The sequence below is a fragment of the Bacillus sp. NP247 genome (genome assembly GCF_018966865.1).
GTDB lineage: Bacteria > Bacillota > Bacilli > Bacillales > Bacillaceae_G > Bacillus_A.
The window spans coordinates 4329942-4351913 of record NZ_CP076653.1; the positions used below are offsets into that span (position 1 = coordinate 4329942).

Genomic DNA, 21972 nt, shown 5'->3' on the forward strand with positions numbered 1-21972 from the left:
TAGTAGGTATAGTAATAACTACTAATATAAAATGCATCGTTTTGAAATAGGAGTTATTTAGATTGTGAGGGATTACCGATGGATGAAATTATAAAAGAATTACAAAAGTTAGGTTTTTCTCAATATGAATGTAAAGCGTATATTGGTTTATTAAAACATTATCCAGTAACAGGTTATGAAGTGAGTAAACAAACAGGTGTACCCCGTTCAATGATCTATGAAGTACTTGGCAAGTTGATGGATAAAGGTGCGGTACATTTAGTTCCTTCTGAACCAGTGAAATATGTGCCAGTGCCAGCGACGGAATTAATGAATCGAATGCGAAAAGATTTCGAGAAATCATTTGAATTTTTAGACCAAAAATTAAATTGTTTAGAACAAGAGCGACAAATTGATGTAATTTCGCATATTCGCTCAAATGATCGTGTTTTGAAAGAAATATGCAATATAATTAGTAGAGCAAAGGAAGAGTTATGGATTTCTGTATGGGAAGATCAAGTGCATGAGATTGAACCGCTTATTCATAAAAAGGAAGCGGAAGGAGTACATATATTTTCAATCTTATTTGGTGCCCCAGAAACAAAAATAGGAGCGACATTTCATCATAATTATATGACGCCTCACGTTGTTGAAAAGAGAATGGGTGGTCATTTAACTGTTATCGCACGTGATGGGGAAGAAGTGTTAATTGCCAACTTCTCAAATGATAGCACTTCATGGGCGGTTACAACGTACGATCCAGCTTTAGTTCTCGTTGCTACGGAGTATGTGCGGCATGACATTATGGTGGAAGAGATTACGAAGGAATTTGGAGCTGATAAGTTAGATACGTTATGGCGAGAGAATATAGATTTAGTTCACGTCGTAACAGGAAAACGTAGTATGGAAGAAATGGAGGGAGAGAAAGGTGAATAAAGCTCAGGCACATATGACATTGCAGAGCGAGGATACATTTCAACAAGGTGTAAAGGATTGTTTACCAACTGTATTTGGATATTTGAGCATTGGTATAGCGGCTGGTGTAATTGCGAAAACAGCTGGTTTCTCCATCATTGAAATTGCTTTTATGTCCACTTTAATTTATGCAGGTTCTGCCCAATTTATATTAGCTGGTATGTATGCAGCTGGTGCTCCTGCTTCCGCAATTATTTTTACCGTGTTCTTTGTTAATTTACGCCACTTATTAATGAGTGCGGCACTCGCACCTTACTTCACAAAGATTCCTCTATTTAAAAACTTAATAATTGGTTCGCAAATTACAGATGAAACTTTCGGTGTTGCAGTGCAACAAGCAGCGCAAAAAGGCTATTTAGGCGAGAAATGGATGATGGGGCTTAATGTAACAGCATATTTAAATTGGATTATCGCTACGATTATCGGTGGACTTTTTGGTGAATGGATACCAGATCCACATACGTACGGGATGGATTATGCATTACCAGCAATGTTTATCGGATTATTTGTTCTTCAGCTAATAAGTAGTAAACCGAAACTAGCAATTCATCTTACCGTTGCAATTGTAGCTATTATTATTGCATACGTTTCACACTTGTTTATGCCAGATAGTATAGCAGTTATTATCGCAACCTTATTAGCTGCGACGATTGGAGTGGTGATTGAAAAATGGAAATGAGATTAGACGTATTATTACTTTTACTAGCAGCAGGAGCTGTCACACTCGTGCCACGTATTTTACCTCTACTCGTATTTAGCAAACTACAAATTCCAGACTGGGGTTTAAAATGGTTAAATTACATACCAATTGCGATATTAGCAGCACTTTTAGCTCAAGTACTATTTATGCACGAGACGGTGCAGTGGGATTACCTTATCGCAGCAATTCCAACATTTCTTGTTGCAATATATACTCGTAGTTTATTAGGAACAGTATTAACAGGCGTCATTGTGATTATTTTGTTACGTTTCTTTTTCTAAAAAGGATTACACTCATATAATAGCGAAAGGTGTAATAACATGAAATATATAGGGGTGGTGTTATGATACTTTTAACGATAGGAGCAATTTTATTAACGTTATTTATTTTCTTTATTATCGGCTTCATTACGTTTATGATGTTTGTGGATAAGGCGACACCTCAAATTTATTACACACCTTGTGAATCAGTGACAGTGAAATCTAAAGGTAAAAATAGAAGGAAGAAAAGTTGATGTTTGGCTTTTCTTCCTTCTATTTTACATTCTCGAAAGAAATAACAACAATAATCCAAATAGAAAACTAATAGAAGAAAGGAAACCGATAGATATGGAAAAAATACGATTGTTCTTCCATTCGCGCCAGAAAACGATACATCCTAAAATACAGAGGAAAAACCAAATAGGTAGAAATATAAATCGACTAACCTTCTCAGGTAGCAATGAATAAAAATTTGTTAAATATAATATCCAATTCGCAAAAAATAGAGCACATACGATGAATGATTGTAAGTATGGTCTGTTTAAAAAATTTCCTTTTTTAACTGTCATAAAAATGAGAGCTAATGCTGAAATGAAGGGAATAATTATGAATATGAGCAATAGTAATGTTAGTGGCATATGAAATTCCTTTACAACATAGTTTTCATAAGAAACGAATCTATTATTTTGTATACTTGCGTTGTAGATTCCTTGTTATATTTTTCAGTGTATGGATTTAAAAATCCATGTTCACCTTGTAGTTGTTTTATTTCTAATAAAGGATTATCTTGTTGCTGTAATGTTTTCATTAAGGAGCATACTGAAAAATTAGTTTCTTTTTCAGGGAAAATAAGTAATGTGGCACACGAAGGTTTCACGTGAACATAGTCGCGTATACGAGAACCGTAACACCCAATGATAAAATCTATTTTTGAATTGGTACTACAGAGCCAAGCGATTGTTGCCCCAGCGCTAAAACCGAGAAGTCCTTTATGTGTGTAACTATTGGAAAGGGTAGTAATGAGGTCCTCAATTTGCTCTTTTCCATCATCAAATCCAATGTGATTCATAAAATGTTGATATGCTTTTTCTTCATTACTATAATGAAATGCCTGTTGTAATTGTAGAAGATTAGGACAGAATACATCTATATGAGATGAAGTGAAGCGGTCTATAACATGATGCATATGATCGTTCACACCGTATATTTCATGAACAGAAACGAGAGCTAATTTTTTCTTCATAGTTACAATGTACCTCTATGAAACTTATATTCTTTCTCAACAAGGCAGATGCGCAGGTGGAAGTTTTCATACCATTGCTCACGGCCTCTTTTTTTCGCTTCTTTATGTAAGGCGTTCTTTTTCCAATTTTCAATTGCTTCGAGTGATTCCCAATAAGAAATTGTAATTCCTATGCCAGATGAATCACGTGAGCTTTCTACGCCTAGAAATCCAGGTTGCTGTTTCGCAAGGTCCTCCATTTGTTCGGCAACAGCATTATAGTCTGTTGTATCATTCGATAGATTAGAAGTGAATATAACTGCATAATAAGGATTAATTTTTTGTGGATTCTTTTCCATACAATTTCCCCCTTGAATAGTAGTTTATAGTTTGTATTTTAGCATGTAATAAAAAGAAAAGAAGCAGGAGGCTTTTTTTCTTCCTCTAATTGATGCATAAAGAAATATTGTTCAGGGATTAACATAATAAAATACTTACGGTGCTTGAACAAACACAACATTATTTTTAGAAAAATAGCCAACTGTTCGCTAAATAAAATAAATGACATTACTAAAGAAAAAGAAATGATTACAAAACCTTTCTTTTTAGAAGATTGGATGATCGTTGTTCTTATTGTTATTATTTGTATCGTTCTTCTAATGATCTATTTGAAAAAACGAAAATAGTATGTATTGAGTGTGTGAGAAGAGGATTTATAAGTTTATTATTGTTCTTCTTAGGGCTTGCATTAGTTATATACATAATTGTATAAACAATTATGTATATAAAACAAGAGTAATACGGTTTCCAGTAAAAAGGTTTCAATTCATCTGGGAACTCTTTTCGTATATAGCTGGAAGTGACGGTTTTAAAATTATTCACAACATTAGCTAAGTGAATTTGTGGCGGAATATCAAAGAGATATGTATGTAATCCTCTTCACCATTCATTCCAATCATTATATAATTCCACTTTGTAAATAGGTTGTGGGCAATTTCCACGAGCCTATTTTTTATGTTTTCATTAATACAAGATGCATATATTTTGTAACTATAATTAAAAGATATGTTAGTTTAAATATTGCATGTCTATTCTTGTTACATTCATGCGTGAAACCATTCCTTATTATTTTACAACTAAATTAATATAGGTTACATTTTTAACATACTCAAATACGAAAAGGAAGGAGGGTTTGTTGGATGTGCACGACAAAATCTAAAACGTTAAAACATAAAATAACAAATCAAACAAACATATTTGAACTAACGATTCAAATTTTTAATGAAGCCCTTTCGTATTTTATGAATGTGATTGATAAAGAATTTTTAAGTTTGGACGATTGGAATACAAAAGGAATCGTACCGGCCGTTGAAAGGTTGACGCATACGACGAAAACAAACCCACTTCCTAAATATAAAGAGTTCAACCAACAGTTTTACAAGTTCCCTAGTTATTTCAGGCGCGCGGCTATTGCTTCCGCCTTCGGAAAAGTGAAAAGTTATCGTTCCTTACTCCGAAACTGGATAGAAGAAAAAGAACAAGCGAAACAAGAGGGGAAACGTTTTTCAAAACGGCCACCTTTTTTTTAACTTGAACACAATGAATTTCCTGTTTTCTACCGCGGTAATATGTTTAAAAAAAGAAGTAACCATGAGGCGAAATTAAAGTTATTTATAAAAAAAGATTGGGTTTGGGTAGATATTACATATAAACCAATGGATTTAGAAAAGAGAGGCGTTTCAGGTTGGAAAGAATGCAACCCAAAGCTGATAAAAAGTGGGAAGAAATACTACCTAGCTATCTCCTATGAGAAGAAAATTCCGTTAAATAAAATAAACATAAAAGACCAACCGATTATTTCTGTGGACCTTGGAATGACCAATTCTGCGGTATGTTCTGCCATTCGTCCAGATGGAACTGTCATTGGACGTACATTTATTAACCAGCCAATAGAAAAAGACCGGATGGATCGAATGAGTAAGAACGTAAAAATCGCACAAAATAAATATGGGTACATTTCCGCTCCTAACCTTTGGAGAAAGATAAATGGTCTACAAAAGCACATCGTAATAGATACAGCTCGTCGCATCGTAAACTTTGCGGAACAGCACCGTGCTGATGTGATCGTATTTGAATTTTTAGTGGAAATGAAATTTCCACCTAACACTTACGGAGCCAAACGACTCAAACAAAAATTACATCATTGGTGCAAAAATGGCATTCAAAATAAAGTACAACAAATGGCGCACTACCGAGGAATTCGTATTCGCCGAGTAAATGTTGCAAATACTAGTAAACTAGCCTATGATGGCTCAGGTGAGGTTGTACGTAATCATAAAAAAGACCTCGCAACATTCCAAAATGGCAAGGTCTACCATGCTGATTTAAATGCAGCTTACAATATAGGTGCACGTTATTTCTTACGTGAGCATCTTAAAGCTTTTTTTGAAAAGAAAAAGTTGAAACTCGAGGCAAAAGTACCTCAAGTTTTAGCCAGAACACAGCAATCCTTATATACATTCATTAGTTTTCTTCAGGCGGTCGCACTAGTGGTGTGAAAATGCTTGAGTTAACCGTATTTATGATGAAGGATGCTCCATCAAAATCTATGATTTAGGTGGAGAGGTTCACGTGGCGTTGCTTATATTTCCTCTAAGCTATTAACTGGAACTGTTAATTCGCGTCTTGGATTTGTTACTTCATATATGCGGGCGGTTTCGTTGTTTTCGTCAACGTGTTGAATCATAACAGGCATGCCTTGAAAACTGACATTGGCTTCTTCTGATGACTCTGAAAGCTCTTTTGCGCGTTGTATATTCATTTATATTCCTCCCATTATTATTATCTTTGCTAAAAAGGAGGAATAATATACCATTTCGAGACATTCTTAAAGTTTTTGTATTATTTGTAATGTTTCTTTAATAAAAGAAGAAAAGATGGAATCCGGATAAGGTTGTATCTTTTGAGCTGCTTCTGTTGCTTCTTCAAGAGCTCTTTGCTTATCGTTAAGTTTTACATAACAAAGGGCACGATATGCACCTGCCGTTGTAAGCCATGCTTGATCAAGTGGATGCATCATATAATCTGGTATTTTAGCATGTTGAAAAGCTTTCAGAGCTTCCTCGTATTTTTTTAATCCGTACAAAGCTTTTCCGGTTTCGAGGTAATACAATCCATCCTCTTGGAAAATCGGTTCGTCTTTTAGTTTTTCTCGAAATTGTTCTACATGTTCTAATGCAATTGTATATTCTTTAGTAATCGTGTTGTAGTAATACGCTTTTAATATATCTACGATCGCAACGGATAAAGTGTCTTCAGTAAAAATGGCGAATTGCTCAGATTTCTTAATGTAATGTAAATACTGTTCTTTATCAGCCGTCATGACTTTTTGATAAGATAATATGCGATAAAATTCATCTGTTTTATAATACACTTGATGTTTTTTTGAAAATGCTAATGCTTCTAATATGATTTTTTCACATTCCTCATATTTGCCACATGCGAGTAAAATAATGGCTTCTTTTAAGCACAATCTGATATGTATAATAAGATCCATTTCTAAATGGTTCGCTTCATAATCATCTCGAATACGAGCAATAAGTTGCAAACATTCCTCATACTTTTTACGTGAGAATAACGTATAAGAGAATGTTAATTTTGTTTCAGTACTGTCTCTGTATAAAGTATATTTTTCAAAAATAGAAGTTGCTTTTTCAACGAAAGATTCAATGTTGCAATCTTTCATTATAGCTGCTCCAGTAATAAATTGTTTATATAATCGGGCAGTATTTAAAGTGAGAGGGAGTTCCTTTTGAACGATAGGAAGTAAAGTTTCATACACCTTATCACATTTATTAGCTTTTATAAGTTGCTCCATTTTTTGAATAAGTTCTACGATTTCTGTATCATCTTCTTCTAGTAAAAAACTCGTTTCACATCCAAGTTTATTAGCGATATATTGTAATGTTTTCATAGAAGGTGTAGCTTTTCCATTTTCAATTTGACTAAGCATACTTTTTGTCAGTTCCGAACCTGCTAGTTCGGTTTGCGTAAGCTTTTTTTCTTTTCGTAACGCCTTAATTTTTTCGCCGAGAGTTGCCATAACATTGCTCCTTTATAATTGAAAAGTTAAATGTCATTTAACTTTTTGTTGTAAAAATTGGAAAGTTGATTATATAATAAGTTTAACACAATTTAACTTTTAAGGGGAGAGTGTCATAATGGGGAATGTAAGTATAGGTCAAAATGATTGGAAAATGAAGATTGCAACGAGGAATATTATTTTAATGATGATTGGAAAGATGACGTCCTTGCTAGGAGCAGGTATTTATACGTTCGCAATGGGGTTATACGTATTAAAGACAACTGGTTCAGGAATGGGGTTTGCAACTACGCTTATTTGCGGATCACTTCCAAGGATGATCTGTGGCCCGATTGCAGGTGCTGTAGCTGACCGTGTTAATCGAAAATGGCTTGTCATTGGCACTGATTTATTAAGTAGCTTAACGATGCTTATTATGTTTATTCTTACAATAATGCTTGGACCATCACTTCTTTTTATTTATGTATCAGCAGCATTATTATCAATTTGCGCAAGTTTTTATTCTGTTGCGTTTACTTCATCTATTCCTAATTTAGTTGATGAAGGGCGTATTCAAAAAGCGAGTGCTTTGAACCAGACGGCAGCTTCTTTATCAAATATTTTAGCGCCGATTATTGGCGGAGTTGTATTTGGTTTCTTTTCAATTAAGTCGTTCTTTCTGTTAAATAGCATTACATTCTTTTTAGCAGTTATTGTGCAATTATTTATCGTATTTGATTTATATAAAAAAGAAGTGGCTGAGAGTATAGACCATTTCTTGACGAGTATAAAAGAAGGTTTTTCATATATAAAACGACAGCATGAAATATATGGTTTAATGAAAATTGCGCTATGGGTAAACTTTTTTGCGTGTGGGCTAACCGTTGCACTTCCATACATTATCGTCCAAACATTGCATTTATCTTCAAAGCAACTCGGTACTGTAGAGGGAATGCTAGCAGTCGGGATGCTAATTGGTGCGATTGCTTTATCAGTGCGTAAAGAAGTGAATAATCCGTTTCGTTCTATTTATATTGGGCTGTTTTTATTTGCGGGTTTGAGTTTATGTACAGTCTTCCCGTTGTTAGTTACCATTCCGAAAGTAGCAAGTTTTATTTACTATATGGTTTTTATGATGTTAACTGGTATGTCAATGATGATCGTAAATATCCCGATGCAAGTACATATGCAAAAGACGACAGATCCAAGCTATTTAGGGCGTGTATTCGGCCTACTTGAAACTATTGCTACTGCAATCGCGCCGCTCGGTATGATTGTATATGGATTATTATTAGATATGTTGCCAACTAGCATTGTTATGATGACATTAGGTGGAGGATTATTGTTAGTTGTATTAGTTGGAGTAAAGCAGCATATGGCGAAAAAACAAGTGGATGTATCGGCTTAAAAGAAAATTTTAACAATATAAAAATGACCAAATTAGTATTTTAGTTTTTGAAACTCCTTTTCATGTATGTTACAGTAAGGTGAGCAGGCAAAGAAAAGGAGAAAACATCATGAAAAAATTAAGTTTTGTTATGCTTTTTCTGTTAGTCGTAATGACTGGATGTAGTAATTATGACACGTATATTGAAACAGGTATGCAATCATTGAAAAATGAAAAATATAGTGATGCGATTATGTGGTTTGAAAAAGCGGAAAAAGAGAAATCAGGAAATGAAGCGAAGGCATATAAAGAAGTCGCTCAGTTACTAGATCACGGTGCGACAGCATTAAAAGATGGTAAGTATTTAGAAACGAAAGACGATGCGAATGAAGTGTTGCAAAAGAAAAAAGATGATGCACTTGAAGAGGCTGTGAAATCAAATGCAGAGAATATGCTTCAAAAAGCAAAAGATGTGGAAGAGAAAGTAAATGAAAGAGTAGCGAAACGAAAAAAGGTAAATGAAGAAGGAATCGATAAATTAATTAAAGCTGTTGATAGTATAGATGATGTAAAAGAAAAAGAGAAAAAAGTTTCAGAAGCATTAGATAAGGCTGAAGAGGCACAAGTAAAAATTGAGGAAAAGAAAAACAAATAGAGTTATAGTTTAAAAGGCTGTCGTGTATAACGACAGCCTTTTAATTTTTTTCTGCAAAAGAAGTAATGCTATGTAGTAAAAAAGAAATTATTTTAGAATTCCATCTGTCCTCATGATGAATGGTATAAATATTACGCTGAAATTCAAAATCAGGGATCGGTATATAGCATAGCTCATTTCGCTCTACTTCTTGTTCAATAGCAAGTTTTGAAATAAAGGCAACCCCATTACCATATTTTAAAATTTGTTTCATTGTTTCTAATGAATCTAGTTCAATTTCAGATTGGAATGTAATGTTATGTGCTAACGTCCATTGTGTAAGTAAATCTCTCGTTGTAGATGGATTACGATGCAATAATATACGTTCTTTTTCGATATCTTGTAAGGATACACTTTCTTTTTTTGAAAAATGATGTTCTTTGGAAAAAGCAAGAACAAGTGTATCAGGTATTATTTTTGTTTGTTTTAAAAGTGGTTCATCAAACGGCGCCGCAGAAATTACCCCGAGATCAATTTCATGATTTTGTAGCATCGTTCGAATTTCAGGCGCAGTTTTTACCATGAGTGTTATTTTTATATTAGGAAATTCGCATTGAAATCGGTGAACAACTTCTGGTAAAAGATAAGTCGCTGGTACATAACTAGCGCCAATTGTTATAGCACCTTTATTAAAATCTTTAAACTCCTGTGTGACCCGCCTAGCTTCTTTCATAAGTGCATCTATTTTACAAGCATAATGATGCAACGCCTCACCAGCCTCTGTTAAGAAATACCTTCCAGAACGTAATTCGAATAAAGACACACCGAATTCCTCTTCTAAGCTTTTTATATGAAATGTAATAGTAGGTTGTTTAACGCCAAGTTTTTCTGCAACAACCGTAAGCTTTTGGTATTTCTTAATAAGCACTACAATTTCTAATTTTAAGAGATTCATTATGAGTTACCCACCTTTTTTATTTTAACTATAGAAAAAATCTATAGAAATAAATAGTTTATTAGAAGTTTTTTAATTTAATCTTTACAGTACATTAACATTCAGTATAAATCTTCCATATAGAATGAAAGCAGGTTAAGAATGAGGGGAGAGAGGTGAAACGATGGATATTAAAATTCATGGATTAGAAAAGACATTTGGAGAAATGCAGGCGTTAAAACCGTTACAAATTGTAATGAAAAAAGGAGAGTTTACCACACTTTTAGGACCTTCGGGATGCGGGAAAACGACTTTGCTTAGAATGATTGCAGGACTTGAAGAACCGGATAAAGGAGAAATATATTTTGGAGATAAGTGTATGTATTCGTCTACAAAAAAGGTAAAAACATCTCCTCATGAACGGAATATCGGTATGGTATTTCAAGATTTTGCTTTATGGCCGCATATGACTGTTTTTGAAAATGTTGCATTTGGTTTAAGGGCTACAAAGCAAACGAATCATTTACGCGAAAAGGTAGAAGATGCGATAAAGCGAGTTCGATTGCAAGGTATGGAGAAAAGATATCCACACGAACTTTCTGGCGGACAGCAGCAACGTGTCGCATTTGCTAGAGCAATCGTAACAAAGCCTCATTTTATTTTGTTTGATGAACCGTTAAGTGCACTCGATGCAATTTTACGAGAAGAAATGCGCTTAGAGCTTATGGATATCGTTCATTCCATTGGTTTAACGGCATTGTATGTAACACACGATCAAACAGAAGCTATGTCAATGTCAGACCAAATTATTGTAATGAAACAAGGGGAAGTATTACAAAAAGGAACACCAGAAAATATTTATGTGAAACCGTCTCATGAATTTGTTGCAAAGTTTGTTGGTAAAGCAAATTGGCTTGTAGAGAATAAACAAATGATTCGCCCAGAGCACGTGAGCTGGACAAAAAATGACGTGTGCGACATGTATACAGGAGAAATTCAGCACGTTACATATGTAGGAGAACGTTATGAAGTGAAAGTAAATATGGGGACACTCGGTGTATGGACAGCTTATAACAATAGTAAGCTAAGCATCGGTAAACCGGTATCGTTATATGTACCAAAAAAATGTATTCATCATATAGGGGGAGAATCGTATGAAGAAATTCAGTTCGCTTAAGTCTTTATTTGTATGTACTTTACTATTTTCTGCTGTAGTAACAGGTTGTAGTTCAAAGACAGGCAGTGCAGATGCAAAAAATAAAAACGCTAATGAAAAGAAAATTGTTGTATATAGTGCAGGACCGAAAGGATTAGCAGAAAAAATTCAAAAGGAATTTGAAAAGAAAACCGGTATAAAAGTGGAAATGTTTCAAGGAACAACAGGTAAGATTTTAGCGAGAATGGAAGCTGAAAAGAAAAATCCAGTCGTTGACGTTGTCGTACTCGCTTCTTTACCAGCGATGGAAGGACTAAAGAAAGATGGTCAAACGTTACCTTATAAAGAAGCGAAACAAGCTGATAAGCTTCGTTCTGAATGGTCAGATGATAAAGGACATTATTTTGGATATAGTGCTTCAGCATTAGGAATTGTGTACAACACAAAAAATGTGAAGACAGCACCTGAAGATTGGAGCGATATAACGAAAGGAGAATGGAAAGGGAAAGTGAATCTTCCAGATCCAGCGCTTTCAGGTTCGGCTTTAGACTTTGTAACAGGATACGTGAAAAAGAATGGACAAGATGGATGGAAGTTATTTGAACAGCTTAAGAAAAATGAAGTTACAGTAGCAGGGGCAAATCAAGAAGCGTTAGATCCAGTTGTAACAGGTGCGAAAGATATGGTAATTGCTGGTGTTGATTATATGACGTACAGTGCAAAAGCAAAGGGTGAACCGGTTGATATCGTATATCCAAAAAGCGGAACAGTCATTAGTCCACGGGCAGCAGGCATTATGAAGGATAGTAAAAATGTAGAAGGTGCAAAAGAGTTTATTGATTATTTATTATCAGATGATGTGCAAAAACAAATTTCTAAAGCGTATTTATTGCCTGGTAGAAAAGATATAAAAGCTGAAAATAGACCAAATGTAGAAGAAATCCCAGTATTAAATATTGATTGGAAAACAGTTGAGAAAGAACAAGATGAAATAGGAAAACAATTTAAGAAAGTATTTCAATAAGATGGTGATTACATGGTAAATCGATTCGTATCAGTAAGACAAGTTGGAATGACAGTAGCATTGTTACTTGTGGTGATGTTAATCGTCATTCCGCTTTTTCTCATTTTATTTTCTAGTGTATATGAAAATAGCAGTTGGAATTTTTTAAAGCCTTTTGAAGTCATGCAGAGTGGTGGATTAGCTGGGATTTTTCTGAATTCAATGTTGCTAGGTGTACTCGTTGTACTAGGAGCTACAATATTAGCATTTCCATTAGCGTTCATTATGAGCAAAACAGATGTTGGAAAGCATAGTAAATTGGACATTGTTTTTATGATTCCATTTATGACGCCGCCGTATATTGGATCGATGGGCTGGATTTTGTTCATGCAACCTAACGGCTATTTTGAACAATTTTTTCCGATGCTAAAGACGATTTCATCTTCGTTTTTTAGTTTAGGAGGTATGGTTCTAATTATGAGTCTGCATTTATTCCCATTCCTTTATTTCATGTTAAAGAACACGTTACTTCAGATTGGGAGTAGTAAAGAAGAAGCTGCAGCAGTTCATGGTGGGGGATTCTTCTATCGTTTAAGAAAAATAATATTACCGTTATTATTATCAAGTTATGTAATGGGTGCTTTACTCATTTTCGTAAAGACGATTGCAGAATTTGGAACACCGGCTACATTTGGACGTAGAATTGGCTTTCATGTATTAACATCAGAAATTCATAAATTTATCTCGAGTTGGCCGATTGATTTTAGTAGTGCAACGGCTTTATCCTCATTGTTACTTAGTGCATGTATGCTCATTTGGTATGTGCAAAATGTATTGAATCGAAAGTACTCATATGCAATGGTTAGTGGAAAAGGTGTGAAATCTAAAAGATATACTTTGTCTATATTTACACGTTTTATAGCATGGGTTTATGTAATTTCTTTACTAATAGTAGCAATTGGAATCCCATACTTTTCTATACTTATTGCTTCTTTGTCAAAACTAAGAGGCGGTGGCTTACATTTAAATAACTTTACAACAAGCCATTATGAAGCATTGTTTACAATAGGTTCTCCAGGATTAGAAGCTTTATGGAACAGTTTTATTTTTTCACTCGTAACAGCGATTGTTGCTGTAATTGTTGGGGTCTTTTTGGCACTTATGATTCGAAAGGGGAAAAAGTCCTCTGAAAAATGGCTTGATATGTGCGGTATGTTACCGAATATGGTACCAGGAATAGTGATGGTTGTAGGGCTTATTTTATTTTGGAATTCACCATATATGCCTATATCAATTTACAATACGCCTGTCATGGTTATAGTAACGTATGTTGTTCTTTTTTTACCTTATACGGTGCAGTATGTAAAAGCATCGCTCGGACAAATTGATGATTCTCTTGTACAGGCAGGGAGTATTTTTTCTGGAAATTATATTTATATTTTTAGAAAAATAATATTGCCTCTTATTATCCCAGGCATTCTTGCTGGATGGGCGATGACATTTACGATTTCGATAAGAGAGTTAGTAGCATCGCTTCTCGTACTACCTCCATCAGTAGAAACGTCAGCAACGTTTATTTTTGCTCAATTTGAACAAGGGGAAGTATCTATAGGAATGGCGATGGCCGTTGTTTCTGTTGGGCTTACAACAATGTGCTTATTACTTCTGCAATATATGGAGCAAAAACGAAAAGGGGTAGCATGATGAGGATGGAAGTATGGGGAGGAGCGGGAGAATACGGTCGTTCCTGCTATTTTGTAAAAAATAAAGAGATGAAAATAGTATTTGATTGTGGTATTAATCGATCCTATGAGGAGAGTTATCCAAAAATAGAACGAGAAATAGTTACATTTTTGGATGCGGTATTTTTATCACATATTCATGAAGATCATACGATGGGATTACCTTTATTGACGAAGTATGGATATAAGAAAAAAATTTGGACGACTCGTTATACGAAGGAGCAACTGCCAGCTTATTTTGAAAAATGGAAAAACTACAATCTTTCAAAAGGGTGGGATTTACCTTATAACGACCAAAATATTAAAGATTTAAATTATGTATGTATTGATGAGATTAGTAATCCAAATGAATGGATACAGATTACGCCAACGTTGCGGTTTCAATGGGGGTATAGTGGGCATGTATTAGGAGCTGTTTGGTTTTTAGTGGATATGTGTAATACATACGTATTTTATTCTGGTGATTATTCAGCAGAATCTAATATACTACGTGCTAATTTACCTGAAAATTTGCGAAGCGATATAAAAATTGCAATTGTAGATGCCGCTTACCACACCGATGATGTTTCGCAAAATGAAAGATTAGACGATCTATGTACAGAAATTGAACGAGTCATGCAAAATAAAGGAATAGCATTACTACCGCTGCCGCAACTTGGTAGGGCGCAAGATATAGTATTGTATTTATATGAACGATATAAAGAATTTCCGCTTATAGTAGATAAAGAAATTTTGGCTGGATTTGAAGAGATGTTCATATATAAAGATTGGCTAAAAAATAATGAAGAACTTGAACGGGTTCTGGAGAGTTTGAAAAGAAACATAATAGTTATGGATAATGACATTAGTATGCAAAATAGTTACGGAATAGTTGTAATGAGTGATGCGAATATGCAAACGAAAAGAGCACAGTTATACTATGAACAACTTCGGCATGAAGAACGGAATTCCATTATTTTTACAGGACATATTGCTAAAGGGAGTTTTGCAGAAAAAGTTATGAAAGAGCATGTAAGGAATACATGTAGGGTGAATCGAGTTCCGTATAAAGTTCACCAAAGTCTAAGTGATGTTAAGGAAATGTTAAATACATTATTACCAGAACATACGGTGTTAGTGCACTCTCTTAAAGAGGATACGGATCGATTACAACAAAAGCTAAGTACAGCAGGATATGAAAATATATATTCACTTGCAATGGAACGTATAGAAGTAATTTAAAATGTAAAGGGGATAGGTATATGAAAAAAGTATTTGTATTCGTAAGCATTTTCTTTTGTTGTTTCCTTTATAACGTTAAGGAAGGGTTTGCTGCTAGTCCGATGAAACCTAGTTTTGAAGTGAAGTTATTATTAAAGCCAGAACAAGTATTAGGTTATAACAAAGAGATAAAGCAAGAGGTACTAGAACATTTCCAGGCTGGTACAAATTATGAAAGAATACAAGTGCAATTTTTAGATACGGCGAATAAAAGTTTAAGTAACGAAGGTTGGTTTGCGAGAATTCGAAAGAAAGAATTTAGTAAAGATTTTGAGCTAACATATAAAAAAAGATATCCGATTCAAAATGGTGTAATTCAAGATGCACTAGAAGTAGCTAAAAAAGATGGATTTGATAGTAAAACTGATAGTTATGAGGCGGAAATAGATTGGGGATTTGGGAAGAAAACGTTAAGTATTTCAAATAAGAAAAGTTACAGTGCTAAAGGATATGGGGTACTTGATTTACCAAATGAACGGGATGCTCAAAACATGTTAATAGAGAAATTACCAGGGAAAATGAACAAATGGTTGTATACGAATTGGGGAGAAGAGATGCTCAAGGATTCTCACATTTACGGTCCTGTATTAATGAAACGGTATGCAGGTGAATTTGAAAATATAAAAACGAATATTGAAATTTGGCCATTAAGTAATACCGGGAAAATAGAAGATGATTTCGTAATAGAAGTGTCGTTTAAAACAAATGAGGAAAGTATTGCAACAAAACAAAGAGAATTATTAATGGCGAGTATAGAGAAAAAAGGATGGCTGTTACCGAAAGATAGTTTGAAGACAGAGCTGATTTTTCAGTAAATAAGAAAGAAGGAATCCATATGCCATGGATTCCTTTTTCTAATATATGAGCATTAAGCTAAATCAGCTGACACGAACATATCACTATTTTGTAGGTTTTTAGAGCGTAAACTATAAGCAACTACTTTCTTTTTATGTTGTTTTACAACATCAACATGCTCTTCATGATTATAAATATAAAATGTAAAATCCTTTTTGCCACGCTTTGCATTGATAATTAAAGGAGTTCCCTCATTATATGGCGGTGCATAATAGCGATCTAAAAATAAACCTTCATTAAAATCATGAATAATTTGAGATTTCTTTTGGCCTTCTAAATTATTTCCATTGATTGTAACAGTCACATTCTCTTCTTCAAGTTGTGGATGTGTTTCGTACCTGCTAATAATGGATTCAATAACAGAGTTAGGAAGGCTAGAAACGATAATTTTAAATGCCCCAAATACAACTAACAGTACAATAAACCAAGTCGTCATAGTATATCATCCCCTTTATTCTATTAAATAATATAACTCATATGGCAATAGTACATATGGTGAAGTTTTGTATAATTTGTGAAAATTTTTCCTTTTCTTGAACGTTTTTTAACAAATAGAGATGTTTAAAGAATAAAAGGAAATATTCGGTATGATAAAAGTGTAAAGGCTTTCAATTTATCATAAGGGGGTTATGAAATGGGAAGATTAGATGGTAAGGTCGCTTTTATTACAGGAGCTGCGAGGGGGAACGGAGCTGGAATTGCTCATGTGTTTGCAGAGTTAGGGGCGAAGGTGTTACTTGTTGATAGTTCAGAGACAGTTCATGATACTGCAAAAGAAAATGTTAGAAAAATTAATTTTGTTACAAAAAATTGAAATCAAAGCATTTTATAAAAAAAAGGTTTATAATAAAAATATAACTAATTACAAGGAAGTGTAACTATGAGTACTGTAACAATCGTATATGGTATTATTCTTTCTACAATTATTGTTTTATTTATCGTCGGGGTTTCACGTTATATTCATAAATGGAAAGAAGGCGTTGCGAAATTAAATCACATCGAAGAAGAACTTAGTGATTTAATGTTACATCATGGTAAGTAAAAGGTTTATTTTTTAACTAAACAATGTGAAAAAAATCACAAAACATGCTCTCATAGTGAAAGCATGTTTTTTTGTTATGTAAATGATGAGCAAATCACGAATTTTCCTATACGATATAGAATAACTCTTTCAAGTATAAGGGAGAGTTATTCTGTTTTGTATAATTTTGTAATCGAGCTCGGTATAATGATTATATAGAAGGGAATTTATCCCGCATTAACGGGCAGTAAAACTCCCACCTCAAAATTCGGTTGGGGCAAAGAAGTTAGGTGGGAGATCAACTGCCCGTAAACGCCCGATTGGTGAAGGCTAATAATCAGTGGGGGATGAACAAAACCCCCACTGATTATAGTTTCACTTTATTAGAGGGAGGCATATTGTGAATATATTAAAGATTATAGGGATTATTGTGGGAGTTATTATAGTAGGCATTGTAGCTTTCTTTGTAATTATGAAATATTATTTGTCAAAAGAAGATCCAAAGTATGTTTTAAATTACATAAAAGAACATAAAAATAATGAAACATGCTCATTACTTATTAGAAGTCATGAATGGATGAAAGATGAAAAAGAATGGAAAAAGCGTGAAATTCCATTAAAAGTAGATATGGAATTTCAACGTATTTGGTCAGATCGATTAGTGAGTGCAAATGCTAAAGATTATATGAGTATAATGGAAAAGATAAATAGTATAAATTATTTTCCGAAAATAATGCAAGATGAAATTGAGAATGTTTTTAAAGGAACAGTTGAAAATAGTAAGTTTGAATATGCTGGTCAAAAAGGTGGTTCTACTGCATTCGTATTGACAAAAAGTTTGTATACTACGGATAAAAAGGGGAACAAGGTTGAGGCTGTAATAATGTTTGATGATATAGATAATCAAATTACATACCAAAAGCTTAGAAATAATATAGATTACTTCATTCGAGAGGTTATAACAGATGAAGAATCTAGAAGAAAGTTATAATGAAATAATTTTATTATGTAAACAAAGGGCGCTTATTAGAAAGCGTCCTTTTCTTTTAATGATATAGGATTTCCTATTTACTCCGTTGAATATTGATTGAAACTAAGAAAGGAAGTTGAATAAATGACTACAATATATTTCGTTCGCCACGCTCACTCTACATATACAAAGGAAGAAAGGGAACGTCCCTTATCTGAGAAGGGTTGGTTAGATGCACAAAACATAACAAGCTTGTTAAAAGATGAGAAGATTGATGTTGTTATTTCTAGTCCATACGAAAGAGCGATGCAGACCGTTGAAGGAATTGCGAATGCAAATAAACTATCAATACAATTGGAAGAAGATTTACGGGAAAGGTTATTAAGTAAAGAACCAGTACAGGATTTTAATGATGCTATTCAGAAGGTGTGGGAAGACTGGATTTTTGCATACGAAGGCGGGGAATCAAATGATGTAGCACAAAGGCGTGCTGTATTATGTATGCAAAATATATTGGGAAAATATAAAGGGAAGAATATTGTAATAGGCACTCATGGGAATATTATGGTATTACTAATGAATTATTTTGATTCGAAATATGATTTTCAGTTTTGGAAAACACTTCATATGCCCGATGTGTATAAATTGATTTTTGATAATAATGATTTCATTTCTGCTGAAAGAATAGAAAAAACCGGTCATCAGATAAACATTTTGTAAAAGTTTATCAAAAAAAGAGGAAAGAGAGAAGGTATTGTAGAAGTATGACTTTGTAACATAAAAAATATTGGTTAAAGGAGGCTGTTTACATGTTTGAGAAAGAGAAAGAAGGGCTTATTGAAGTTCACAACGTATATGAAATCGCACCAGCAGATGGAGCAATTATAGGTATGGCAACGGAAGAAGAAATGGAGATTGCTGCTGAACTAGAGTTACAGTACTATGCCCATTCTCGTTTATTAGAAGCAAATATTCAGTTAGACGGTTCCTCCTATAAAGAGTTACTTCAGGAGTTCCAGGAGTACGAAAGAAAATCAATGAATTTTTGGAGAGCAATACATAAACGTTTAGCCGTGCCATGGGCATGGGTACTACGTATTGATGTTGCGAATGGTCCTATATATGTAAGCAATGGGAGTTCGTATTATGAAGAAGTTGATGATGACGAAGAAGACTATGAATAGATAAGTAAGGAAGCAGCTTTAGTTGCTTCCTTTTTTTATTTACAATGAGTGAATGGCTTCAATGATAGTATCTGGGCGATCATTTTCTATTCCATGACTAGCATGTTCAGCCAAAATGTATTGGCTGTTTATTGAGAGATTTAATTGTTCACGAATAAGTTCTTGCCACATATCTTCAAGTTGTGTAGCTTCTTCTTTTGGCATACCGCCCTCAATCAATTGAGCAATAGAATATTGAGAATCTCTACCGATAACGATTAATGGTATTTCTAATGTTTTGTGTTGTTTTTTTATTGAGCGAGCACAATTTTTCCACTCCGATAGTTCAGAAGCCATTGCATTATATAATAAAGGAGATATAGAAAATTTGATATGCTGTTTTGTTGTATTGATGAGCATAGGTTTTAGTTCAGTATAAAGTGCATCTGCATCCATGTTGGAGTAAGTATGATATTTGTGTAGCCAAATATCATCAGAATCAGTTTGATCAGAAACTGGTAAATGAAGTTCATCTAATCGGTGTAAGTTCATGGAAGTAGAATCAACTAAAATAAGTGCTTTAATTTGATCCTCATGTAATATCGCAAAATGTTGTGCGCATAAACCTCCATAGGAATGACCGATTAAAATGATTGGTTCGTAAATATCTAGTTCATGTAGCAGCATATGTAGTTCCTTTGCAGCTTGTATTGTTGTACGTAGATTAGTTCCTAGCTCACTTTCTCCGTAACCTGGGCGATGATATGAAATGACTGTAAAGTTTTGTGAAAGCTTTTCTATAATAGGAAGCCAATCATAAAATGAGCATCCCATTCCTGTTTGAATGACTATAGTTTGTTTACTATTACCTCTCATATATACTTCTACATTTTGTCCAAATATCTCTACTGATCTATTAATAGTAATTCCCCCTAAGCTTGAAATAATTTTTGGCAAGTAAAGACGATACACCAGGCACAAATGCCAAAGAGTACAGACGTATTAAGTGAAAAGGAGTTCTTTAAACCGATATAAACAATAAATAATAGTAATGCTGATGCAGGAAATCCATATAATACGCCCATAGCGAATTGACTTAACTCCTGTTTACTCCCACCTTCGAAAGAAATCCAAAATAAACTAAGTAAACTCACAAGAGGAAGGGCAGCAATAAAGCCGCCTATCGTACTATAATGTTTAGCGACTTCAGTAATAACGCCGATAATAAGTGCAGAAACGATGACCTTAACGAGGAAATGCATATTTTGCCTCCTTAGCTAATAACGAAAAGGCTTTTGCTATTAATTGTTGCTCTTCTTTTGATAACTGTGATTCTAATATTTGTATTTTTTCTTTATCTAGCAAAGTATGCTTTTCTAATGCTTCAATTCCTTCTGCCGTTAATGTAAGGTTCACAACTCTTTCATCTTGTTTATTTCTTTCTTTCATGATAAATCCTTTTTGAATAAGACGTTTTACATGTTCGGACGCTGTGTTATTAGATAAACCAAGTTCAGAAGCAATTTTTCCAATTGTTATATCTTTCTCCCGAGAAGTGATTTGTAAAATACGAATTGCTTGATGAGAAAGATTGTCTTCATATTCATAGCGTAAGTGGTAGTATATTGTCTCCCAATGTGGATTAATGTCTTTCATATTATAATTCCCCCTAATTTTTATATCGTATTATAAGATATATTCGTCTTGTAAGAATTAAAATCCTGTTATTTTCATAATAAATGTTGAAAAAGTTTATTTTTATTGAAATATAAGGTAATCTATGTGTAAAGGTATACATTTAGCAAGAGAGAGGATGATAGCTGTGAATACATTTAAATGGATTAGTCATGAAAAGATGTATGTAGATCAAATACATGTTGAAAAATGTGGTCCTCTTTCAGTCGGCGTATATGGAGGGAATCAAGAGAGTGATGCATATGAAAGAGGAGATGCAGTGCTAGCTTGGTGGGATCCGAAATTAGAATTTGAATTTGTTATGATTTTTGATACACATCATAAAACGAAAAATATACATTATATAATAGAAGCTATTTCAGAAAGAGAAGAAAAACTAAAAGAGCTATTTTCATATCCAATCCATCTAGCTTTTCATCATACACATATGTATTTATTAGCGTTATTTACAGATGAGCTATTTATCAAGAAATGTGACCAAGATGATGAGGAACTTGCATGTTTAATTTGTTTAAGAAAAGGCGAGTTCTTATATTGGCTATCAGTTGGTGATTGCTTCGCGTATTTATTCCATTCAGAGAAAACGAAAAATGGAAAAGGTAGGCTAAATAAGCGTAAGAACTATGAATATATAGGAAGAAAAAATGTTTTTGCAGCGAATACACCTTGCTTTACATCAGGGATAAGGGGATTAGAAAAAGGTCAGAATCACATTGTAATGGCAACAGATGGTATTTTAGAATGTGATAAACGAAAGTTTGATGATGATCAATCTTTAGTAGAAATATTACACGACGGAACTTCTTTACAGATTGAGCCTGTATTAACAAATGTACTTCAGTGGAAAGGTAGAGATTGTGCCACTATTATTGGATGGTCCATCGATACTGAAAATAGACAATGTGCCAATTAATACATGAAGAGGAGTTCAAGGG

General features: G+C 33.9%; 28 protein-coding genes and 3 pseudogenes. 20 read left to right on the forward strand and 11 right to left on the reverse strand.

Annotation, left to right across the window (positions count from 1 at the left end; translation table 11 throughout):
- Window positions 1-78: 78 nt before the first annotated feature.
- The 4 genes from KPL75_RS22585 to KPL75_RS22600 all read left to right on the forward strand — a co-directional run bounded on the left by KPL75_RS22585 (window position 79) and on the right by KPL75_RS22600 (window position 2168).
- Window positions 79-915 carry a TrmB family transcriptional regulator gene (locus KPL75_RS22585; RefSeq protein WP_219917860.1) on the forward strand — a complete coding sequence of 279 codons (837 nt, stop codon included), beginning with the start codon at window positions 79-81 and terminating at the stop codon, window positions 913-915.
- Between the two features lie 13 nt (window positions 916-928).
- Complete coding sequence (locus KPL75_RS22590) at window positions 929-1633, forward strand: AzlC family ABC transporter permease (RefSeq protein WP_372708546.1); 705 nt, start codon at window positions 929-931, stop codon at window positions 1631-1633.
- On the forward strand, window positions 1624-1935 hold the full coding sequence (locus KPL75_RS22595) for an AzlD domain-containing protein (RefSeq protein ID WP_000425945.1): 312 nt from the start codon (window positions 1624-1626) through the stop codon (window positions 1933-1935). The genes KPL75_RS22590 and KPL75_RS22595 overlap by 10 nt, the downstream gene beginning before the upstream one ends.
- A 62-nt stretch (window positions 1936-1997) precedes the next feature.
- Window positions 1998-2168 carry a DUF3951 domain-containing protein gene (locus tag KPL75_RS22600; protein WP_000602235.1) on the forward strand — a complete coding sequence of 57 codons (171 nt, stop codon included), beginning with the start codon at window positions 1998-2000 and terminating at the stop codon, window positions 2166-2168.
- A gap of 24 nt (window positions 2169-2192) precedes the next feature.
- On the opposite strand, the gene KPL75_RS22605 is transcribed toward KPL75_RS22600, so the two are convergent.
- Genes KPL75_RS22605 through KPL75_RS22615 form a run of 3 tightly spaced genes read right to left on the reverse strand, consistent with a single transcriptional unit; the run spans window position 2193 to window position 3495 of the window.
- Window positions 2193-2552, reverse strand: coding sequence for a hypothetical protein (locus KPL75_RS22605; protein ID WP_219917861.1), 360 nt, complete (start codon window positions 2550-2552; stop codon window positions 2193-2195).
- Window positions 2553-2563: 11 nt separating this feature from the next.
- A complete protein-coding gene (locus KPL75_RS22610) occupies window positions 2564-3157 on the reverse strand; it encodes a dienelactone hydrolase family protein (protein WP_219917862.1) in 594 nt (197 codons plus the stop codon).
- 2 nt (window positions 3158-3159) lie between these two features.
- Window positions 3160-3495 carry an antibiotic biosynthesis monooxygenase family protein gene (locus KPL75_RS22615; protein WP_219917863.1) on the reverse strand — a complete coding sequence of 112 codons (336 nt, stop codon included), beginning with the start codon at window positions 3493-3495 and terminating at the stop codon, window positions 3160-3162.
- A gap of 216 nt (window positions 3496-3711) precedes the next feature.
- Between KPL75_RS22615 and KPL75_RS27730 the strand changes: the two are divergent.
- Window positions 3712-3822 (forward strand): annotated as a pseudogene (locus KPL75_RS27730) (class C sortase); the annotation flags it as partial.
- Here KPL75_RS27730 and KPL75_RS27735 read toward each other — a convergent pair.
- Window positions 3776-4137, reverse strand: a pseudogene (locus KPL75_RS27735) (transposase). The pseudogenes KPL75_RS27730 and KPL75_RS27735 sit on opposite strands and share 47 nt — an antisense overlap.
- Window positions 4138-4335: 198 nt before the next feature.
- On the opposite strand from KPL75_RS27735, the gene KPL75_RS27510 reads away from it, so the two are divergent.
- Together KPL75_RS27510 and KPL75_RS22625 are read left to right on the forward strand one after the other, a co-directional pair.
- Window positions 4336-4725, forward strand: coding sequence for a hypothetical protein (locus KPL75_RS27510; RefSeq protein ID WP_258236982.1), 390 nt, complete (start codon window positions 4336-4338; stop codon window positions 4723-4725).
- Between the two features lie 39 nt (window positions 4726-4764).
- Window positions 4765-5694, forward strand: coding sequence for a zinc ribbon domain-containing protein (locus KPL75_RS22625; RefSeq protein ID WP_258236983.1), 930 nt, complete (start codon window positions 4765-4767; stop codon window positions 5692-5694).
- Window positions 5695-5777: 83 nt separating this feature from the next.
- Here KPL75_RS22625 and KPL75_RS22630 read toward each other — a convergent pair whose 3' ends face one another.
- Window positions 5778-5957: an H-type small acid-soluble spore protein gene (locus tag KPL75_RS22630; protein ID WP_002064678.1), complete on the reverse strand. Its 180-nt coding sequence runs from the start codon at window positions 5955-5957 to the stop codon at window positions 5778-5780.
- 66 nt (window positions 5958-6023) lie between these two features.
- The gene (locus KPL75_RS22635; protein ID WP_219917864.1) at window positions 6024-7238 is read right to left on the reverse strand and encodes a transcriptional regulator; all 1215 of its coding nucleotides are present in this window, start codon (window positions 7236-7238) and stop codon (window positions 6024-6026) included.
- A gap of 118 nt (window positions 7239-7356) precedes the next feature.
- Between KPL75_RS22635 and KPL75_RS22640 the strand changes: the two genes are divergently transcribed.
- Window positions 7357-8625, forward strand: coding sequence for an MFS transporter (locus KPL75_RS22640; RefSeq protein WP_219917865.1), 1269 nt, complete (start codon window positions 7357-7359; stop codon window positions 8623-8625).
- A 109-nt stretch (window positions 8626-8734) separates the two neighbouring features.
- Complete coding sequence (locus KPL75_RS22645; protein WP_219917866.1) at window positions 8735-9259, forward strand: COG3014 family protein; 525 nt, start codon at window positions 8735-8737, stop codon at window positions 9257-9259.
- Window positions 9260-9299: 40 nt separating this feature from the next.
- Here the strand turns inward: KPL75_RS22645 and KPL75_RS22650 are convergent, their stop codons facing one another.
- Complete coding sequence (locus KPL75_RS22650; RefSeq protein WP_219917867.1) at window positions 9300-10193, reverse strand: LysR family transcriptional regulator; 894 nt, start codon at window positions 10191-10193, stop codon at window positions 9300-9302.
- A 163-nt stretch (window positions 10194-10356) separates the two neighbouring features.
- On the opposite strand from KPL75_RS22650, the gene KPL75_RS22655 reads away from it, so the two are divergent.
- From KPL75_RS22655 to KPL75_RS22675, 5 genes are read left to right on the forward strand one after another with little or no spacing between them, the layout of a single operon-like run.
- Complete coding sequence (locus tag KPL75_RS22655) at window positions 10357-11349, forward strand: ABC transporter ATP-binding protein (protein WP_002149048.1); 993 nt, start codon at window positions 10357-10359, stop codon at window positions 11347-11349.
- Entirely contained in the window at window positions 11327-12352 is a 1026-nt protein-coding gene (locus tag KPL75_RS22660; RefSeq protein WP_219917868.1) for an ABC transporter substrate-binding protein, read from the forward strand. Before KPL75_RS22655 ends, KPL75_RS22660 begins: the two co-directional genes overlap by 23 nt.
- A 12-nt stretch (window positions 12353-12364) precedes the next feature.
- Window positions 12365-14035: an ABC transporter permease gene (locus KPL75_RS22665; protein ID WP_219917869.1), complete on the forward strand. Its 1671-nt coding sequence runs from the start codon at window positions 12365-12367 to the stop codon at window positions 14033-14035.
- On the forward strand, window positions 14032-15294 hold the full coding sequence (locus tag KPL75_RS22670) for an MBL fold metallo-hydrolase (RefSeq protein ID WP_219917870.1): 1263 nt from the start codon (window positions 14032-14034) through the stop codon (window positions 15292-15294). The genes KPL75_RS22665 and KPL75_RS22670 overlap by 4 nt, the downstream gene beginning before the upstream one ends.
- 20 nt (window positions 15295-15314) lie before the next feature.
- Complete coding sequence (locus KPL75_RS22675) at window positions 15315-16148, forward strand: hypothetical protein (RefSeq protein ID WP_219917871.1); 834 nt, start codon at window positions 15315-15317, stop codon at window positions 16146-16148.
- 53 nt (window positions 16149-16201) lie between these two features.
- On the opposite strand, the gene KPL75_RS22680 is transcribed toward KPL75_RS22675, so the two are convergent.
- Window positions 16202-16624 (reverse strand): YfmQ family protein, encoded by a 423-nt coding sequence (locus KPL75_RS22680; protein WP_219917872.1) that lies wholly within the window; start codon window positions 16622-16624, stop codon window positions 16202-16204.
- A 198-nt stretch (window positions 16625-16822) separates the two neighbouring features.
- Between KPL75_RS22680 and KPL75_RS27515 the strand changes: the two are divergent.
- From KPL75_RS27515 to KPL75_RS22705, 5 genes and pseudogenes are all read left to right on the forward strand, one after another.
- Window positions 16823-16978 (forward strand): annotated as a pseudogene (locus KPL75_RS27515) (SDR family NAD(P)-dependent oxidoreductase); the annotation flags it as partial.
- 90 nt (window positions 16979-17068) lie between these two features.
- Window positions 17069-17230 (forward strand): hypothetical protein, encoded by a 162-nt coding sequence (locus tag KPL75_RS22690; RefSeq protein WP_000109008.1) that lies wholly within the window; start codon window positions 17069-17071, stop codon window positions 17228-17230.
- 379 nt (window positions 17231-17609) lie between these two features.
- Entirely contained in the window at window positions 17610-18200 is a 591-nt protein-coding gene (locus tag KPL75_RS22695) for a hypothetical protein (RefSeq protein ID WP_219917874.1), read from the forward strand.
- Between the two features lie 123 nt (window positions 18201-18323).
- Window positions 18324-18899: a histidine phosphatase family protein gene (locus tag KPL75_RS22700; RefSeq protein ID WP_219917875.1), complete on the forward strand. Its 576-nt coding sequence runs from the start codon at window positions 18324-18326 to the stop codon at window positions 18897-18899.
- An 89-nt stretch (window positions 18900-18988) separates the two neighbouring features.
- On the forward strand, window positions 18989-19363 hold the full coding sequence (locus tag KPL75_RS22705) for a hypothetical protein (RefSeq protein WP_000461761.1): 375 nt from the start codon (window positions 18989-18991) through the stop codon (window positions 19361-19363).
- 39 nt (window positions 19364-19402) lie between these two features.
- On the opposite strand, the gene KPL75_RS22710 is transcribed toward KPL75_RS22705, so the two are convergent.
- The 3 genes from KPL75_RS22710 to KPL75_RS22720 are packed head-to-tail and all read right to left on the reverse strand — an operon-like array spanning window position 19403 to window position 20998.
- Window positions 19403-20323 carry an alpha/beta fold hydrolase gene (locus tag KPL75_RS22710; RefSeq protein WP_219917876.1) on the reverse strand — a complete coding sequence of 307 codons (921 nt, stop codon included), beginning with the start codon at window positions 20321-20323 and terminating at the stop codon, window positions 19403-19405.
- A complete protein-coding gene (locus tag KPL75_RS22715) occupies window positions 20275-20604 on the reverse strand; it encodes a DUF3147 family protein (protein WP_219917877.1) in 330 nt (109 codons plus the stop codon). The genes KPL75_RS22710 and KPL75_RS22715 overlap by 49 nt, the downstream gene beginning before the upstream one ends.
- Window positions 20588-20998, reverse strand: coding sequence for a MarR family winged helix-turn-helix transcriptional regulator (locus KPL75_RS22720; protein WP_219917878.1), 411 nt, complete (start codon window positions 20996-20998; stop codon window positions 20588-20590). Before KPL75_RS22720 ends, KPL75_RS22715 begins: the two co-directional genes overlap by 17 nt.
- A gap of 124 nt (window positions 20999-21122) precedes the next feature.
- On the opposite strand from KPL75_RS22720, the gene KPL75_RS22725 reads away from it, so the two are divergent.
- The gene (locus tag KPL75_RS22725; RefSeq protein ID WP_219917879.1) at window positions 21123-21950 is read left to right on the forward strand and encodes a PP2C family serine/threonine-protein phosphatase; all 828 of its coding nucleotides are present in this window, start codon (window positions 21123-21125) and stop codon (window positions 21948-21950) included.
- The last annotated feature ends 22 nt before the right edge of the window (window positions 21951-21972 follow it).